The sequence below is a fragment of the Rickettsia endosymbiont of Villa modesta genome (assembly GCF_964026485.1).
GTDB lineage: Bacteria > Pseudomonadota > Alphaproteobacteria > Rickettsiales > Rickettsiaceae > Rickettsia > Rickettsia asembonensis.
The window spans coordinates 676,457-694,449 of sequence record NZ_OZ032157.1 but is presented as its reverse complement, the minus strand read 5'-3'; the positions used below and the strand labels follow the sequence as shown (position 1 = coordinate 694,449).

The following is a 17,993-nucleotide window of genomic DNA, read 5'->3' as shown; positions in this document are numbered from 1 at the left end:
CAATTTCAAAAAGAGCAAGAGTACCGCAGAAATTGCTAGACGACGACGCCAATTTTTGAAATTCACCGAGTATACCATCCATAATATAAAGGAATACCGAGAATAGTAAAAGAGCTAGCTATAATTAGAGTTTTAACAGGTGTTTCATAGATAACCCATACACAAAAGATAATCGATATTATGGCTATAAGTAAATAATAATAAGAAAAATTTTCTTTTGAGCTAAAAATTACCTTTAAGAAAGCTAAGCTACAAATTAAATAGACGAATAAGAATGTTATCGCTGAGAAATCTATTATTTGCGTAATCTGTGCAGCAAAATTATCATTTGCCGTAAAGATTAATAATGGCACAATTCCAAGGCAGCTTACAATAATTCCGTTAGTTGGAGCGTTATTGCTATTTTTCTTAGCAAAGAATTTCGGTAATAATCCGTCTTCTGCAAGCCCTAGAGCAATCTGTCCGCTAGTTAGTACCCAAGCATTGAGTGTACCTATACATATAATCGAGGCTATAACCGTAATTACACTTGACCATTTACCCCAAAATAATAATGTAGCGGCATCAGCATAAGGAGCTTTAGAGCTAATAAGTTCAGAAGCGGGGATTAATCCCATTATACCTATGCTATTGATAATATATAACACCGCCACGCAGAAAGTTCCAACTATTATGGCTTTTGGAATGGTTTTTGCCGGATCTTTTACCGCTCCTACCGTGGTAGTTGCACACTCAACACCGATAAATCCCCAAAAAGTAAGAAGTGCAACTCTTCCCATAATGGTTGGAATGCTTAAACTCTCTACTTCTTCAGCTATAGTTATATTATCTATATTAAAATGAGATAATGCACATAAGCCTACTACAAGCAACGGAACGAATTTTAAGAGAGTCAAATAAAACTCTGCTTTTCCTGCTACTTCAGGTCCTTTTAAATTTAAAACCGTAATAGCACCTAATAATATTATCTGTAATATTAAATCCAAAATCGCTTGTGATTGAAAAAAAGGCGTTAGATAACCTATTGCCGAAATGACAACTATACTTGTACTAACAAAGGATATAACCCAGTAAGTGAAGCCGGTGAAGAAAGCTATTTTATCCCCGAAACTCTCTCGTACATAAACGTGCGGACCGCCTGTTTTAGGAAATTTTGCACATAAGGATGAGAATACAAGGGCTATACTCATGGCACCGAATAATGAAAGTACCCAGCCCCAAATGCTATATATACCGAACGGTGCTAAACTTAGCGGTAATATAAAAACGCTAGTACCGATTTGACTGCCGGTTACTAAGGCAAAAACCGCCCAGAAACCTAATTTTTGCGACATAATTTTGTTATTGATTTAATTATAGAAACGGCTTTTAATATAGCTATAAAAACGATTTTATGCAACTTATTAAAAAACACAATTTCCTGTTTAATTATTTTTATATTATGAAAGTAAAAAAAATAATAAAATATATAATATTTTTGGGCGGTATTATTTTAGCTATTTATCTTAATATTGAACCTCTTTATACACCTACTGCTTTAGTTACTTCTCCTACCCTTACTTACTTTCCTAAATATATTGCTCATAAATCCTTAACTTCTGAAAGCAGTACAAAATGCTTTAATGAGCTACGTAGACGGAATAGAAGTAGATGTGAGATTATCAAAAGATGGAGTTCCTTTTTTATATCAGGCTAAAACCTTAGAAGAAGCTACAAACGGATATGGTAAACCGGAAGATCATAAATGGGAGCAACTTAAACAGTTATCATATAAAAGCAACAATCAAAAATTATTAGCATTAACTGACCTTTTTAATTTGGTCGGATCACAAAAATTCATTTTTTTAGATATAAAGGGAGTGTTGAGCTATGAAGAGTAAAAGGTTATAATGTGATAAAAAAATAAGAAAGTAAAAAATGTCAGAGCATCAAATAACAATGGTCAGTTTAGATGAATTAGTTAGCCCGGAACATCAATATCGTAAATTTAAAAGTTAATTTAATTTCAAAGTAGTTGAAAGAGAGTTATTAGCGATAGAAACTGAAGCTAATTATAAAGGCTATGGAGCATTGAGGTTATTTAAATGTTTACTTCTACAATTTATGGAAGACTTATCTGATCGAGAATTAGAACGTTATTTCGCTGATAGTAATGCCGGCAAATGGTTTTGTGATTTTGCTCTTACAGAGACGACTCCAGATTATAGTGTGTTTAGTAAAATACGTAAGAAAATAGGTACTAACTTACTATCAAAAATATTTGCAAACTTTAGAGAACAACTACGAAAGCAAGGTTATATGAGCGAGGTATTTACCTTTGTAGATGCCTCTCATTTGATCTCAAAAGCTAGTCTTTGGACAGAACGTGATGAGTTGAGGAAGCAAAAATATGACAAGCTAAATAATGAGACTTTGCCCAAAGTTGCGAATGATAAACAAGCTAAAATTGGTTGTAAAGGAGGTAATAAGTTTTGGTATGGTTATAAAAAACATGTTAGCGTTGATATCCAATCAGGGATTATTAATAAGGTTGCAGTTACCTCTGCAAATGTTACTGATAGCAAAGGTTTTAAACGCCAGTTTAGGATAAGAAGAGTTTAAGATTATCGAAAAAAGAGTTTAAAATATTAGTTTTAGTAATATTAAAAGCATTAACACAAGCTAGAATATGAACTAAAAAATTAGTAGGTGATCGATGCCTTGAGTGTTCAAGATTCATATTATTTTTTAGGACATTAAATACTGACTCAACCAACGACCTTTTTCTAAGCTGTATTTTATCTTCCATTTCCAATAAATGATTCTTCATATCTTTTCTAATTCCTGTAAATAAGCGTAATCCACGACCTAATAATTTAGTAAATAATTCCTTAGAAACGCGAATTTAGGATAAGGAAGAAGAGAAGCATGGAATAAGAATAAAGTATTTACAAGTTAAGAGTGTTGGGTTACTGAAGTTTTTCAACAAAAAAACAAGAACCCAACAATGAAAAAATGTATCACAACTTTATTTTATATACTAGACAATTTTTGTGAAATATATGAAGAATGGGAGAAGCAAAAATTAATACCAACAGATAGAAAACGCCGGAGAGAAGGGAATTTAAGCCTTTCAGAGCTTTTAACTATCGTATTATATTTTTATATATCGCCGTGCAAAGATTTTAAGAATTATTATTTATATCACTTATCATATAAATATAGAGGTTATTTTAAATTACCAAGTTATAGTCGAATAATACAATTATGGTCAAGATTAATTCTACCGCTTGGTTATAATGTTGCAACTATTTAGAGGAGAGGAAACAGGAATTTATTGCATAGATTCAACTAAATTATCGATATGTTATACAAAACGTACAAATAGCAATAAAGTATTTAGTGGTATACTTCTTTTACCTGAAGAATTGGTAGTATTAGATATTAATTATCCATAAGAACATTGATTATTCGCTCATCTAAATATTCATTTTCCAACTTTTCAAGTTAAAGAAGTATATAGCTAAAATAGGGATGAGTAGTTATGGATGGTTTATGGGGTTTAAGTTGCATATAGTAATTAACAATAAGGGAGCGATTATGGCGATCAAAATTACCAAAGCAAATAATAGTGATTTATCGGTAGCAGACGATATAACTGATGGATTACAAGGTAAACTCTTTGGTGATAAGGGATATATTTCTAAGGAAATATTTACTAAATTATTAGGTCGTGGATTACGCTTATTTACAGGAATTAGAAAAGATATGAAGAATCATTTATTGGAAATGGAAGATAAAATACAGCTTAGAAAAAGGTCGTTGGTTGAGTCAGTATTTAATGTCCTAAAAAATAATATGAATCTTGAACACTCAAGGCATCGATCACCTACTAATTTTTTAGTTCATATTCTAGCTTGTGTTAATGCTTTTAATATTACTAAAACTAATATTTTAAACTCTTTTTTCGATAATCTTAAACTCTTCTTATCCTAAACTGGCGTTATTATCGATATCTATATGGATTATATAATATTCACGTTGTACATCATTAAGAAATGTCGCTGCTATAAGCGATATATCAGGATACGTTTCTATATTTACTAAAGCTATATTTTCTAAGTTTTCAGGACATTGAACTATTCTATCTGAAGCCATTAATCCTTCAAACTCTTCCTCGCCTATTTTTTCTTTTAGTCTACTTTTGTATTCTTGCTCTTTATCTGAAGGAAATACTATTTTATCGTTTTTACAATCAACCAACAAAGGAGTTTTAATAGCATATTTAATAAATAAATCTTTTAATATATGCGGCTATAATATTAATAACTTGTTATATGTTAAATCATATCTTCTAGTCTATCTAGGTAATGCTTTACCAATCGTAGCAACTTCGCTTCAGGACTTAAGTTTTTCACTGCCCATTTTTTAATCCAAGGTTCGGCGAGTTGCCACATATTAACATTACCGTCTAGCCGTCTGCCTATCCCTTCAACCATTATCAAAGTCTTTTGCAATAACAATAATTCCGGTTGTACTTCCATGCCGAAATCTTCAGTGATTTTAAATAAATGTGCAAGCAGCTTACCTATGGAAATATTTTTTGTGGGTGTCCCTACTATAGGCTCGGTAACTGCTCTACAACTTTGAGCGAATAAATCTAAATCGGTATTTGATGGGATGTAGCCGGCTCTTAAATGTACTTTAACAACTAATTTATAATCACGGTTTAAAAAACCAAATAGACTTTCGGCAACGGCTAAACGATCTTTTTCTTTAAGTCTTCCCATAATACCGAAATCAAGTAAAATTATCTTACCTTGCTTATTCACTAAAATATTGCCTGCATGTAAATCAGCATGAAAAAACCCGTCTCTATAGGCTTGATTGAAAAACATTACGGCGAAATTCTGAGCTATTTTTGCAGGCTCTAATCCCAATTCTTTTAGCAGCGAAGTATCATATATAGAAGTTCCTTCTAACCACTCGGTAGTTAGTATATTTTCTGATGTTAAGTCCCAATATATTTTAGGGATTATCACATTAATATCATTTCGCATATTATCCATAAGCTCAGAAGAAGCTGCCGCTTCTAGCCTTAAATCAAGCTCAAATCTCATAGTTTCATGAAATTTATCAACTACTTTAATCGGTTTTAGCCTTTTTGCTTTAGAAAATTTTGAGATAATTTTTGCAAGAAAATATAGCAGCTTAATATCTCTGTTATATTTTTTATGAATACCCGGACGCAGAATTTTCACCGCGACATATTCACCAGTTGCGAGTTGTGCCTTATGTACTTGGGAGATTGATGCTGCGGCAATGGGCGTATCGTTGAAGTATGATATTGTCATACCGCGAGCTTGTAGCGGTATCCAGTTATTGTTATGGATTCCGTGGTCAAGCCACGGAATGACATCATTCTCACCAAACTCCCTCTCTATAATTTCTCTAGCCACCCCACTATCAAACGGAGGTAATTTATCTTGCAGTAACCTTAAATAACCTGCTATCTCTGCTCCTACTAAATCGGGTCTTGTCGAAAGAGTTTGTCCGAATTTTATATAAATAGGTCCAAGTTCGCTTAAACAATCTATTAGGCGTTTGCCGTAATCTTCATGCGGTTCTTTAAATAATGATAATGGAGCAGAAAATAAAGCTAATATATAACCGATAAACCTGAAATATTTAGGGCTTTTTGAATCAATTAGGATTCGTTTTTTACTGATGATACGGAAAATACGTATTAAATTAAAAAAATTACTTATCATATCTTATACGCACTGTGAATAGCAACTATTCCGCCGCTCAAATTTTTATAACTAACTTCTTCAAATCCTGCTTCTTTAAGCATTATTCTAAACTCGTCTTGCGAGGGAAATAACTCGATACTTTCAACCAAATATTCATATGCCTCTTTATTACCGGTGATTGCCTGACCGATGGTAGGTATAATACTAAATGAATAAAATTTATAAAAATCTTTAAAATAACTTTCTTTTACCTTTGAAAACTCAAGGCATATAAACTTACCCATTGGCTTTAAAACCCTATATGCTTCTTTTAAAGCTTTATTAATATCAGGTACGTTTCTAATACCGAATGCTATAGTATAATAATCAAAGCCATTATCTGGAAACGGTAGTTCTTCTGCACTTGCTACAGTAAATTTAAGATTCTGAAATAAATTAAGATCAATTGCTTTTTTCTTAGCATTCTTTAGCATATCTTCATTTGTATCGCTTAAAGTTAAAGCAATATTATTGCCTCTATCTCTTGCTTTTTTAGCAAGCTTTAAAGCGATATCACCGCTACCGCTAGCGACGTCTAATATATGAGAGTTAAGATTTGGAATTTGCCTAATAAATTCATCTTTCCACAAACGATGTAGTCCAAAACTCATTAAGTCATTCATTAAATCATACTTATCGGCGACATTAGAAAAAACGCTATTTACTAACCCTTGTTTTTTAGTGTAGTCTACTTTTTTAAAGCCAAAATTTGTTTGGTTCATAGTTTTTTATTATAAATATTAGTATCAAATGCCGGAACTTCCTGAAGTAGAAACTCTTAAAAACTCCCTAAAAGATAAGCTAATCGGGCTTATTATAGGAAATGTAGAGTTAAAAAGAGATAATTTACGTTATAAGCTATCCCCGCTTTTAGCTTCCGAAATCTCAAATACTAATATACTGGATGTTAGGCGTCGTGCAAAATATTTAATTATAGATTTTAATAATGATTATTCTTTAATAGTTCATCTAGGTATGAGCGGTAGATTTACTCTGCAACCTTCTAACTATGAAACTAAAAAACACGATCATGTAATTTTTGATTTAAGTAACGGTGAAAAGTTAATTTTTAACGATACTAGACGATTCGGAATGGTTTATAGCTTTAAAACTAATTTCTTAGAAAAAGAATTTTTTAATGATTTAGGAATAGAACCGCTTTCTGATTTATTAACACTGGGATATTTAAAAAGCAAATTAATTACTCGAAAAATACCGATAAAAAACTTGATTATGGATAATAGAGTTATAGTCGGAGTCGGCAATATTTACGCTTCAGAAAGTCTTCATTTAGCTAGAATTCATCCGGATAAATTAGGTAGCAATTTAAGGGATGATGAAATAGAAAGTTTAATTAAATCGATTAGAGAAGTATTAGCTAAAGCTATAACTGCCGGCGGCACTACCCTTAAAGATTTTGTAAACGGTGATAACAAACCCGGTTATTTTACCCAGCAACTTACGGTTTACGGCAGAGAAGGACAAAATTGTTTAAACTGCTCTAGCACTATTATCAAGACAAAACATTCAGGCAGGAGTACTTTTTATTGTAGAACCTGTCAATATAGTGAATTTACTTGACATATTTTTAAAACTATTTATAAAGCTCTCTATTACTTATTCAATTAATAGTTGTAAAATATATGAGAATAAAGCCAGTGATTATAGCGGGGGGTAGCGGTAAAAGACTATGGCCCTTATCCTCTAAGGATAAACCGAAACAATTTAAAAAAATATTGAGTGATCTAACTTTACTTCAGCAAACATTAAACCGAAATAAATTTCTAGGACAACCTACTATTATTACTTCCAAAAAATATGAATCAATCACTAAAGAACAAGCAGCAGAAATAGATGTAGAAATAGAATTAATTACCGAGCCTTTACAAAAAAATACTGCCGTTTGTGCCATTATTAACGCCAGTTTAGGATAAGAAGAGTTTAAGATTATCGAAAAAAGAGTTTAAAATATTAGTTTTAGTAATATTAAAAGCATTAACACAAGCTAGAATATGAACTAAAAAATTAGTAGGTGATCGATGCCTTGAGTGTTCAAGATTCATATTATTTTTTAGGACATTAAATACTGACTCAACCAACGACCTTTTTCTAAGCTGTATTTTATCTTCCATTTCCAATAAATGATTCTTCATATCTTTTCTAATTCCTGTAAATAAGCGTAATCCACGACCTAATAATTTAGTAAATATTTCCTTAGAAATATACTTCTTTTACCTGAAGAATTGGTAGTATTAGATATTAATTATCCATAAGAACATTGATTATTCGCTCATCTAAATATTCATTTTCCAACTTTTCAAGTTAAAGAAGTATATATCCCTTATCACCAAAGAGTTTACCTTGTAATCCATCAGTTATATCGTCTGCTACCGATAAATCACTATTATTTGCTTTGGTAATTTTGATCGCCATAATCGTTCCCTTATTGTTAATTACTATATGCAACTTAAACCCCATAAACCATCCATAACTACTCATCCCTATTTTAGCTATATACTTCTTTAACTTGAAAAGTTGGAAAATGAATATTTAGATGAGCGAATAATCAATGTTCTTATGGATAATTAATATCTAATACTACCAATTCTTCAGGTAAAAGAAGTATACCACTAAATACTTTATTGCTATTTGTACGTTTTGTATGACATATCGATAATTTAGTTGAATCTATGCAATAAATTCCTGTTTCCTCTCCTCTAAATAGTTGCAACATTATAACCAAGCGGTAGAATTAATCTTGACCATAATTGTATTATTCGACTATAACTTGGTAATTTAAAATAACCTCTATATTTATATGATAAGTGATATAAATAATAATTCTTAAAATCTTTGCACGGCGATATATAAAAATATAATACGATAGTTAAAAGCTCTGAAAGGCTTAAATTCCCTTCTCTCCGGCGTTTTCTATCTGTTGGTATTAATTTTTGCTTCTCCCATTCTTCATATATTTCACAAAAATTGTCTAGTATATAAAATAAAGTTGTGATACATTTTTTCATTGTTGGGTTCTTGTTTTTTTGTTGAAAAACTTCAGTAACCCAACACTCTTAACTTGTAAATACTTTATTCTTATTCCATGCTTCTCTTCTTCCTTATCCTAAATTCGCGTTATTACGGCATTATCGGCTAAAGCACAAGGGTTTGATATCGTAGTGTTACTACCTTCGGACCATCATATAGCGGATAATCTAAATTATCTTAATACTATAAATAACGCTTTACATTATGTTAATGAATTCGGTATTTGCACTATAGGCATTCCTATAAATTTTATAAGTGCCGAGTATGGCTATATAAACACAGGATTATCAATTGCAGAAAATGTTTATCTAGTTGATCATTTCATTGAAAAACCTATATTAGAGCAAGCAAAAAAACATTTTCAAAGTAATGAATATTTTTGGAATTCAGGAATTTTTGTATACGATATTAACTTCTTCTTAAACTTAGCAATGAACCTTCAACCTGATTTATTTTGTATTGCAGAAAAAGCATTTAATACTGCTATAAAAAATGAGAAAAGTTTGGCAATAGACGATGAAGCTTATAATGAAATCGAAGCAATTTCTATAGACAATGCTATAATGGAATATATTTCGGGAATGGTCATGATAAAAGCTGATTTTGTTTGGAACGATCTTGGTACTTGGCATTCCTTATTACAAGTAAAACATCAAAATATAAATGATAATTACTGCGAGGGGAACGTAGTAACAAGCAATACTACAAACTCTTTCATTAGTTCTAATAATAAATTAACTACCGTAGTAGGTCTTGACAATGTCATAATTATTGATACTATGAACGGTCTTTTGGTTGCCGATAAATCAAAAATGAATGAAATCAAAGAATTAGTAATGAAAATAGAACAAAATTAAAATGAATGATCTAGAGAAAGCTAAAATCCTATTTACTGCTCTTTTTAAGAGAAAATCTGATTCATCACCGAATTATAAAATAGTTGAATTATATCCAATTTATAGGAAATATTTTATTTTTTTAAGAATATAGCGAATACCGGCAAATAGCTAACCCATTTACGGTATGAGGTATGTTTTTAAAAAATTAAAAGATAATGAATAAAATAGACCTCTTCGGAAACAAGGGTTTAGGGAGGAATTTGAAGGAGACACGGAAGTGCTTGCCACCGCAGCGTACAAAAGCGTACGTGAGGATTCGAGTACCGGATTGACGTACAAATTACCCCTAGAAGTAGAGTTTCCGAAGAGGTCTATTGAATATAATTCAACTTCTTTTACTATAAATATAGCTAATCTTATAAACTTCAAAAATCTTTAAGTTATAGGAACAACTTAGTAATAAAGAAGTTCATTTTAGTTGAGTTACAACATGGAAAATACTACAGAAGAACAAGTAATAATATCTGAATTCAAAAATGATGAAGAAGAGAAAAGATTAAAAGCAGAAGATTCACGAAAGCAACTTAAAGCAATATTAATAACATTTGGTATTATTTTGACCGGTTTTTTAACTTTTACTTATTTCTTTTTTAATTACATAGAAGAAAAAGCGGAAGAATACAAACAACAGCGACAACAAGAAATTCAACAAACTAATAAGAGTTGAATATTAGATTACCACACTTCTCCTTTAATTATGGTCTTGTTACATGGCTGCTATATCGTTCCAGCAAGGCATTGTTGCGTGTATACTACCCCGTCATTACGAGCGACTACAGACCTTGTTGCATGAATCAATTTCACCTCTGTCATACCGTGGCTTGACCACGGTATCCAGAAAAATAACTAAAAATACCAACAACATTAGTATTTTTAACTAAACCCCGTGGTCAAGCCCATAGTACCGGACAATTTCTATTCTATGCCATTCCCGCAAAAGCGGGAATCCAGTACTTTAAAGCTTTTTTGAAAGCTTTATCTTTAAAAAAACTATATAATAAAAAATCTTTAAAATTAAGATTTTTTAGCCTGGGTCCCCGCTTTCGGGCGTTGTTGCGTGGAGCAGTTTTTCCAGTGTCATCCTAGCTAACTTGATCGCGGGATCCAGTTAAAATTTTAGTATTTTAAGTTACTTTTATGGATATTGTGGTCAAGCCGGCGTTGTTGCACAGCTCAAAAAATGCCCTCGGTGTCATTCCCGCGGAGGCGGGAATCCAGCATAAAGCGAGATAAATCGAGCTTTTAATTTCAAAAACTTGCTGTATTTATACTTTTTTTCTGGATTCCCGCCTACTCGGGAATGACATAAGCGAGCCATGCAACAAGGCTGCAACTGCAAGGAGCGTGGCAATCCAAAAAAAATAACAAAAAAATTCTGTAAATCAGAATTTTTTTTCTTTCTTGCTTTGTCAATTACTTACGTAATTTCCTCGCAATAACTATTTTTATACTGCCTTAAGTTTAGATTGCTTGAAATTAGTTTTATCAAGATCATAGATAAAATTTTTATAAATGCGTGATAATAATGGTTATGGGACTGTTAACAAAATAGCTTTAATTGATAATTAAATAGGTTTTTTAGCAAAAATTAATAAGGTTTTTGCCGGAATAGTTATTCATATTTCAAAAAAATCTTATAATTTGCAGCTAAAAAGATTTTAATTAGCTTTAAAATTATTTTGTTAACAGCCTCATATATAAATATGTTTATTTTTTCTTCTTGTTTTGCTTAGGAATCACATGTTTATCAATATTATACCATATATACTTCTTCAACATGAAGAGTTGTTAAAATGATTAGGCACAATGGTTTGAAAATTGTCATTTACCAATTTTCAAAAAATATTCGTATAGAATCAGTAAATGTCTCAAAATTCGCATAAAATTTATTGTTACTTACAACAGAATGCATAAATTCCCACAGTCGTTCAATTGGATTCAAATTAGGACTATATGCTGGCAAAAATAGTAACTCTATTTTACTGTATTGTAGATATTCTTTTGCCTTTTTTGACCTATGATATCCAGCATTATCGCATATCAAATAAATCTTACTTTTATCTTGATTATTTGCTTCTAATTTCTTTAAAAATTCAATAATATAATCACCATTAACCTTAGGATTGTCAGTTGTTACTACCTCTAAATCCTTAAGATTAATAGCACCAATAATATGTTTACGCTTCCAACCACTGAAACTTGGTAATGTTTTAACTACATTCTTTCTAATCCAACCAAATTTTGCTCGAGTTTGGTATTGAGGATGAACACTATCCATAAAATAAATAGACTCATCTTTAGCTAAATTATTTTTTAGCAAACTATATTGCAGCTTAAATTCCTCTTGCTTAGCTAAATCTATTTTTCCAGGCATTAACTTAGGTTTCTTATAACTAAAACCAAGTCTGTGTAACAGCTTGATTACCCCAGCTAATGTATAGATTACTCCATATTGACGTTCTATGAACAAACCTATATCTCTAGCATACACATAATTATTATTTTCTAGATGAACTATTAACTCTGCTTCCTCCTGTCTAGTAAGTTTACTATCACTACCGCCATTTCCAGGCTTAAGCTTCTGAGCATTATGATAATCTATTAAATGTTTTCTTATCCCTCCCCATCACTCAGTAATAACACTTTCGATATCTCATCAATACTATAGCTATCATCATACATGAAAACAGCTTTGATTCTATCACAAATCCTCTTATCCCTTTCGCTTCTATGGTAAAGCTTTAATTCTTCTTTTTCTACTGATGTTAATTTTCTATAAATCCATTCTTACTTAATAACACTTGCTGACTTCTTTGACAATTTTTCATTTACTAGAGGTATATACTTCTTTAACTTGAAAAGTTGGAAAATGAATATTTAGATGAGCGAATAATCAATGTTCTTATGGATAATTAATATCTAATACTACCAATTCTTCAGGTAAAAGAAGTATATATATAAATCATCTTTTAAAATATCTTTTAACTTCGGGTCAATTTTTAAAAGAGCTTGTTGTTTACTCAAATCGTCACGATGTTTTACTAATAATTTATTTTCTTGTGTAAGAAGACGTATCTTTCGAGTATGTACTACATCTATTATTGCTTTACCTACTATAGATGTTGCCATGGCAGCAGCTGATACAAACATAAATGGAGCTGTTGCGGGCGCTATAGTTGTCAGCATAATACTACTTGCTATTAATCCGAATACACTAGCTGTAGTTTTATTAAAAAGAATCTTTCCTGTTATGTTGCTTATTTTCTTTATATTACCCCATGTTTTTGAGGTCTTAATACTATTTAGAATATTAGATGTTCTTGAGTTAGCTTGTGCTTTATGCTCACTATTTGGCTGTTGTTCATGGTTTTTTAAGGCGTTTGTGCCTCTATTCATTAATTTTTGTATCCGTTCTTGCTCTATTATATATAAATCATCTTTACTTTTTACTGTTTCTTGAGAAATTATACGCTCCAAGTTACGCCTTTGTATAACTTCTATATCATCCATACTTCTAAATATTGGAGACCGCTTTTTAGGTGCTGTGTCTATATTATTATATGATGCCTTTTTTTTCTGCTCCTTTACAATATCTAAATCCTTTTCTAGTGATTGTGCATATTTATTTTCTTCTTCTATAGGTCTTGCATTCTATTCGCTCTATTTGTATGCCTTTAATCTGTTTTAGGGTGCATTATAGATAATTATTAAAATTTGTTAATAGTTATCTATAATTAAATTATTTAAAATGCAAATTTAAGGTAAATCTTTATCATGAATTAGTGTTAATAGAACAAAGAGAGATAAATAATAACATAAACTAACTAAAAGTTATTGCATTATTAAAAAATTCATATATTAATTAAAATACAAAGTTATTTATTAATCATTATGTCAAATACACCTAAGTTAGAAAATCACTATAACAAATTGTTACAAGATATCATGCTTAAAACATTAGAGCAGAATAAAACTGTGGAAACCTATCTAATACAAGAAGATTTTAGTAGTGCTTTAGATGAGCTGCAAAAAATAAACGAAAAGCTTGAAGAATATTGTAAGGTTTTTTCTCTGCTTGAAATAATTAAAACTGAACTATCTGAAGAAGGTAAATTATATAACTAATTATAATTGATATAAAAGGTGAAAGTCGCGTTTCGCCTTTTATATTCAATAATAATTTCCTGCTTCAACTTCTAGCTTTTTAAAATGTGATATACCGAGGCTATACCCTATAATAATAGGAATTACTATCATCAACAATCCTAAATTATTAAAACGTTCTGTTAAATAAACAAGCCCAAAAGAACTAATTACATACATAGTGGTGCGTGAAGAAGCATATATACCTCTAGTAAATGAAAAATTGTCAAAGAAGTCAGCAAGTGTTATTAAGTAAGAATGGATTTATAGAAAATTAACATCAGTAGAAAAAGAAGAATTAAAGCTTTACCATAGAAGCGAAAGGGATAAGAGGATTTGTGATAGAATCAAAGCTGTTTTCATGTATGATGATAGCTATAGTATTGATGAGATATCGAAAGTGTTATTACTGAGTGATGGGGAGGGATAAGAAAACATTTAATAGATTATCATAATGCTCAGAAGCTTAAGCCTGGAAATGGCGGTAGTGATAGTAAACTTACTAGACAGGAGGAAGCAGAGTTAATAGTTCATCTAGAAAATAATAATTATGTGTATGCTAGAGATATAGGTTTGTTCATAGAACGTCAATATGGAGTAATCTATACATTAGCTGGGGTAATCAAGCTGTTACACAGACTTGGTTTTAGTTATCAGAAACCTAAGTTAATTCCTGGAAAAATAGATTTAGCTAAGCAAGAGGAATTTAAGCTGCAATATAGTTTGCTAAAAAATAATTTAGCTAAAGATGAGTCTATTTATTTTATGGATAGTGTTCATCCTCAATACCAAACTCGAGCAAGATTTGGTTGGATTAGAAAGAATGTAGTTAAAACATTACCAAGTTTCAGTGGTTGGAAGCGTAAACATATTATTGGTGCTATTAATCTTAAGGATTTAGAGGTAGTAACAACTGACAATCCTAAGGTTAATGGTGATTATATTATTGAATTTTTAAAGAAATTAGAAGCAAATAATCAAGATAAAAGTAAGATTTATTTGATATGCGATAATGCTGGATATCATAGGTCAAAAAAGGTAAAAGAATATCTACAATACAGTAAAATAGAGTTACTATTTTTGCCAGCATATAGTCCTAATTTGAATCCAATTGAACGACTGTGGAAATTTATGCATTCTGTTGTAAGTAACAATAAATTTTATGCGAATTTTGAGACATTTACTGATTCTATACGAATATTTTTTGAAAATATTGAAAAATATAAAAATAAAATTTCTTCATTGGTAAATGACAATTTTCAAACCATTGTGCCTAATCATTTTAACAACTCTTCATGTTGAAGAAGTATACTATGAGTAAATGAAAAGTAGGTAGACGAAGTTTAATTTGGAAAAGAGCAAGGCGTCTTGAAGCTGATGACCGCAGCTTACAACTAGTACGTGAAGATTATCAGCAAAAGACTTTGTCACCAATTTTTCAAATTAAACGAGTATGCTTTTCAAATTTAGAAAATAATGTTTTAAAGTTACGAGTAGTAATATTTGCTATTTCTTTTGAGGTGATATTTTTGAGTTCGGCGACTTTTTCGGCAACATATCTAACGAAAGCCGGTTCGTTTTGTTTGCCTCGCATAGGCGTAGGTGCTAAATAAGGTGAGTCGGTTTCAATCAATAATCTATCAAGCGGCACATATTTAACTATTTCCTGCAAATCAGTTGCATTCTTGAAAGTTATAATCCCTGACATCGAAATATATAAACCGATATCTAGCATTTTTGTTGCTAGATTTTTTGATGAGGTAAAACAATGGATTAGCCCGGGAAATTTACTATTACGCATTTCCGAGGTTAAAATATCAATAGTATCTTCGTCTGCTTCTCTTGTATGAATTATAATAGGTAAATTAGTGGCGGCTGCCGCATGTATATGTGCTACAAACGAATCTTTTTGGAGTTTTTTATCGTAAGGCTGATGATAATAATCAAGACCTGTCTCACCGATTCCGATAATTTTCGGATGCTTGGTAAGTTCTATTATTTCTGAGTTCGTAATTAGCCGACCACTTTGATTTATCTCGCACGGATGTACCCCAACAGAAGCAAAAACATTTTCATATTTTTCAGCTATTTCTAAAACAATTGGTAAATCTTCAATTTTAGTGCAGATAGTTTGCATATACTGTACATTATTTTCTAATGCTCTTTGAATGACGGAATCTAAAAGCCCTGTGTCATACCGTGGCTTGACCACGGTATCCAGAAAACAACTAGTATTAGTTGTTTTAATATTTTTACTGGATCCCGCTACGAGCTCGCGGGATGACAAGTCAGTAAGTAAATTAAGATGACAATGTGAATCTATTAACATATTATACTCTTAGTAAATGTGTCATACCGTGGCTTGTCCACGGTATCCAGTAAATAAAAAATACTATTTTTAAAATTAAAAGCTCGATTTATCTCGCTTTACGCTGGATACCGTGGTCAAGCCACGGTATGACACCGAACGCGTTTTTAGATCCATGCGGGCAATGCCAGCTTACCCATGGTATGACATACTATTCAAATCTCGGAAATATTATAGTAGGTTCTAAAATATCGCTACCCGCCCTTAAAGCATAATCACGTATTAAATGCTTAAATAAACGTTCTTCTTTATTTACCCCTAACTGATCTAGCATTTTATTTGCTGAACTCGGTATAAAAGGCAGAAGCATTATCGCAATATAACGTAACACCTCTAGTAAAGTGTATAACACTTCTAGCATTTTATCCGGATCGGTTTTTTTCAAATTCCAAGGTGCTTCACTATCAATATAGATATTTGCCTCTTCGGCTAAATTAATAATATTTTCAAGAATTTTATTAATCTCTGTTTTTTCCATTAATAAAACATTCTGCTCGGCAAATTTACTTGCGGTTTTTAGAATCGGTAGCTCATATATTTTATCTATAACATCTTGCGTAAGTAGTGACACTTTGCCGTCATTATTCTTATAAACAAACGCTGTAGTACGCTGTAATAAATTACCTATCTTATTTGATAGCTCGCTATTAATCCTAGTAATTAAATTACTACGGGCAAAATTACCGTCCGCCCCAAAAGTTACTTCACGCATCAGGAAATACCTAACCTGATCAACACCGAATTTATCAATTAACTTAATCGGATCAATGGTATTACCAAGAGATTTAGAAATTTTCTGCCCCTCATTCGTCCACCAACCATGAGCCATAACAGTTTTCGGCAGCGGAATTTCGACAGCCATTAAGAAAGCCGGCCAATAAACCGCATGAAAACGTAAGATATCTTTACCAACTACATGCAAATCAGCCGGCCAAAATTTACCGTAATTACTTTGTGCGTCGGGATAACCGAGTGCCGAAATATAATTAGCAAGTGCATCAAGCCAAACATAAATTACATGTTTTTCGTTATTTGGAACTTTTATTCCCCAGTTAAAAGTAGTACGCGATACTGATAAATCTTTTAAACCTGATTTAACAAAACTAATTACTTCGTTACGTCTTGATATAGGTCTGATAAAATCAGGGTTTGCTTCATAAAACTCAAGCAATTTATCTTGCCATTTTGAAAGATTAAAGAAATAGCTTGGCTCTTTAACCCATTCAACAGGTGCACCGGTTGGTGCTAAACCGTCACTTGTAAGTTCCGACTCATCAAAAAAAGCTTCATCTCGCACTGCATACCAACCCTCATAAAATCCCTCATAGATTGTACCATTATCTAGTAATTTTTGCCAAAAAACGGCTACGGCTTCTTTATGCCTGCTTTCCGTTGTTCTAATAAAATCATCATTGGAAATATGCATAGCAGTCATCAGATGGCGAAAGCTTTCCGATGTCTGATCGGTAAATTTTTGTGGATCGATATTTTTATTGATAGCTGCTTTTTCTACTTTCTGCCCGTGTTCATCGGTGCCTGTTAAAAACATTACGTCAAAACCGCGAAGTCGCATAAAACGAGCGATTACGTCACTTGTAACGCTAGTATAAGCATGACCGATATGCGGAACATCATTAACATAATATATAGGGGTAGTAATGTAGTAAGTATTCTTCATAGTATAATTCTAATAAATAAAGAGTTGGTAGACGAAGGTCAATTTCAAAAAGAGCTAGGAGTTCTCAAGACGAGGAGCGGAAGCCG

19 protein-coding genes and 3 pseudogenes are annotated in these 17,993 nt (G+C 31.7%); 10 read left to right on the top strand and 12 right to left on the bottom strand.

The genetic code is table 11. The features are described from left to right. Positions 1–62: 62 nt before the first annotated feature. The gene (locus AC5584_RS03985; protein ID WP_499216885.1) at positions 63–1,334 is read right to left on the bottom strand and encodes an APC family permease; all 1,272 of its coding nucleotides are present in this window, start codon (positions 1,332–1,334) and stop codon (positions 63–65) included. 264 nt (positions 1,335–1,598) lie between these two features. On the opposite strand from AC5584_RS03985, the gene AC5584_RS03980 reads away from it, so the two are divergent. Both AC5584_RS03980 and AC5584_RS03975 read left to right on the top strand, forming a co-directional pair. Continuing rightward, positions 1,599–1,880 carry a glycerophosphodiester phosphodiesterase gene (locus AC5584_RS03980; RefSeq protein WP_499216952.1) on the top strand — a complete coding sequence of 94 codons (282 nt, stop codon included), beginning with the start codon at positions 1,599–1,601 and terminating at the stop codon, positions 1,878–1,880. Positions 1,881–2,034: 154 nt separating this feature from the next. Further along, positions 2,035–2,601, top strand: a complete 567-nt coding sequence (locus AC5584_RS03975) for a transposase (protein WP_499216951.1) — start codon at positions 2,035–2,037, stop codon at positions 2,599–2,601. Here AC5584_RS03975 and AC5584_RS03970 read toward each other — a convergent pair. Further along, complete coding sequence (locus AC5584_RS03970) at positions 2,582–2,884, bottom strand: transposase (protein WP_499216950.1); 303 nt, start codon at positions 2,882–2,884, stop codon at positions 2,582–2,584. The two genes, AC5584_RS03975 and AC5584_RS03970, sit on opposite strands and share 20 nt — an antisense overlap. Positions 2,885–2,986: 102 nt before the next feature. Between AC5584_RS03970 and AC5584_RS03965 the strand changes: the two are divergent. Further along, a pseudogene (locus AC5584_RS03965) lies at positions 2,987–3,975 on the top strand (IS982 family transposase). On the opposite strand, the gene AC5584_RS03960 reads toward AC5584_RS03965, so the two are convergent. The 3 genes from AC5584_RS03960 to ubiE all read right to left on the bottom strand — a co-directional run bounded on the left by AC5584_RS03960 (position 3,967) and on the right by ubiE (position 6,493). Then, a complete protein-coding gene (locus AC5584_RS03960) occupies positions 3,967–4,245 on the bottom strand; it encodes a hypothetical protein (RefSeq protein ID WP_499216884.1) in 279 nt (92 codons plus the stop codon). The pseudogene AC5584_RS03965 and the gene AC5584_RS03960 sit on opposite strands and share 9 nt — an antisense overlap. Positions 4,246–4,319: 74 nt before the next feature. Continuing rightward, on the bottom strand, positions 4,320–5,750 hold the full coding sequence (gene ubiB / locus AC5584_RS03955) for a 2-polyprenylphenol 6-hydroxylase (protein ID WP_499216883.1): 1,431 nt from the start codon (positions 5,748–5,750) through the stop codon (positions 4,320–4,322). Beyond that, positions 5,747–6,493: a bifunctional demethylmenaquinone methyltransferase/2-methoxy-6-polyprenyl-1,4-benzoquinol methylase UbiE gene (ubiE, locus tag AC5584_RS03950; RefSeq protein ID WP_499216882.1), complete on the bottom strand. Its 747-nt coding sequence runs from the start codon at positions 6,491–6,493 to the stop codon at positions 5,747–5,749. Before ubiE ends, ubiB begins: the two co-directional genes overlap by 4 nt. A 28-nt stretch (positions 6,494–6,521) precedes the next feature. Between ubiE and mutM the strand changes: the two genes are divergently transcribed. Further along, a complete protein-coding gene (mutM, locus tag AC5584_RS03945; protein ID WP_499162627.1) occupies positions 6,522–7,352 on the top strand; it encodes a bifunctional DNA-formamidopyrimidine glycosylase/DNA-(apurinic or apyrimidinic site) lyase in 831 nt (276 codons plus the stop codon). Positions 7,353–7,420: 68 nt separating this feature from the next. Further along, a pseudogene (locus AC5584_RS03940) lies at positions 7,421–7,687 on the top strand (sugar phosphate nucleotidyltransferase); the annotation flags it as partial. Between the two features lie 9 nt (positions 7,688–7,696). Here AC5584_RS03940 and AC5584_RS03935 read toward each other — a convergent pair. Beyond that, positions 7,697–7,993 (bottom strand): transposase, encoded by a 297-nt coding sequence (locus AC5584_RS03935; RefSeq protein WP_499216949.1) that lies wholly within the window; start codon positions 7,991–7,993, stop codon positions 7,697–7,699. A gap of 163 nt (positions 7,994–8,156) precedes the next feature. After that, a pseudogene (locus AC5584_RS03930) lies at positions 8,157–8,797 on the bottom strand (transposase); the annotation flags it as partial. 102 nt (positions 8,798–8,899) lie between these two features. Between AC5584_RS03930 and AC5584_RS03925 the strand changes: the two are divergent. The 3 genes from AC5584_RS03925 (at position 8,900) to AC5584_RS03915 (ending at position 10,599) form a co-directional block, all read left to right on the top strand. Next, a complete protein-coding gene (locus AC5584_RS03925; RefSeq protein ID WP_499216948.1) occupies positions 8,900–9,676 on the top strand; it encodes a sugar phosphate nucleotidyltransferase in 777 nt (258 codons plus the stop codon). Between the two features lie 472 nt (positions 9,677–10,148). Further along, complete coding sequence (locus tag AC5584_RS03920; protein WP_499216881.1) at positions 10,149–10,385, top strand: RP671a family tick cell line-upregulated protein; 237 nt, start codon at positions 10,149–10,151, stop codon at positions 10,383–10,385. A 43-nt stretch (positions 10,386–10,428) separates the two neighbouring features. Continuing rightward, positions 10,429–10,599, top strand: a complete 171-nt coding sequence (locus tag AC5584_RS03915) for a hypothetical protein (RefSeq protein ID WP_499216880.1) — start codon at positions 10,429–10,431, stop codon at positions 10,597–10,599. Positions 10,600–11,543: 944 nt separating this feature from the next. On the opposite strand, the gene AC5584_RS03910 is transcribed toward AC5584_RS03915, so the two are convergent. Together AC5584_RS03910 and AC5584_RS03905 are read right to left on the bottom strand one after the other, a co-directional pair. After that, positions 11,544–12,320, bottom strand: a complete 777-nt coding sequence (locus AC5584_RS03910; protein WP_499216947.1) for an IS630 family transposase — start codon at positions 12,318–12,320, stop codon at positions 11,544–11,546. A 323-nt stretch (positions 12,321–12,643) separates the two neighbouring features. Next, entirely contained in the window at positions 12,644–13,228 is a 585-nt protein-coding gene (locus AC5584_RS03905; protein WP_499216879.1) for a hypothetical protein, read from the bottom strand. A gap of 381 nt (positions 13,229–13,609) precedes the next feature. Between AC5584_RS03905 and AC5584_RS03900 the strand changes: the two genes are divergently transcribed. Next, complete coding sequence (locus tag AC5584_RS03900) at positions 13,610–13,843, top strand: hypothetical protein (RefSeq protein ID WP_499216878.1); 234 nt, start codon at positions 13,610–13,612, stop codon at positions 13,841–13,843. Positions 13,844–13,888: 45 nt separating this feature from the next. Here the strand turns inward: AC5584_RS03900 and AC5584_RS03895 are convergent, their stop codons facing one another. Then, entirely contained in the window at positions 13,889–14,041 is a 153-nt protein-coding gene (locus tag AC5584_RS03895; protein WP_023507709.1) for a hypothetical protein, read from the bottom strand. 246 nt (positions 14,042–14,287) lie between these two features. On the opposite strand from AC5584_RS03895, the gene AC5584_RS03890 reads away from it, so the two are divergent. Then, the gene (locus AC5584_RS03890) at positions 14,288–15,163 is read left to right on the top strand and encodes an IS630 family transposase (protein WP_499216904.1); all 876 of its coding nucleotides are present in this window, start codon (positions 14,288–14,290) and stop codon (positions 15,161–15,163) included. Between the two features lie 136 nt (positions 15,164–15,299). On the opposite strand, the gene AC5584_RS03885 is transcribed toward AC5584_RS03890, so the two are convergent. Continuing rightward, positions 15,300–16,190 carry a TatD family hydrolase gene (locus tag AC5584_RS03885; protein WP_499216877.1) on the bottom strand — a complete coding sequence of 297 codons (891 nt, stop codon included), beginning with the start codon at positions 16,188–16,190 and terminating at the stop codon, positions 15,300–15,302. Between the two features lie 190 nt (positions 16,191–16,380). After that, the gene (metG, locus tag AC5584_RS03880) at positions 16,381–17,907 is read right to left on the bottom strand and encodes a methionine--tRNA ligase (RefSeq protein WP_499216876.1); all 1,527 of its coding nucleotides are present in this window, start codon (positions 17,905–17,907) and stop codon (positions 16,381–16,383) included. Positions 17,908–17,993 lie beyond the last annotated feature (86 nt).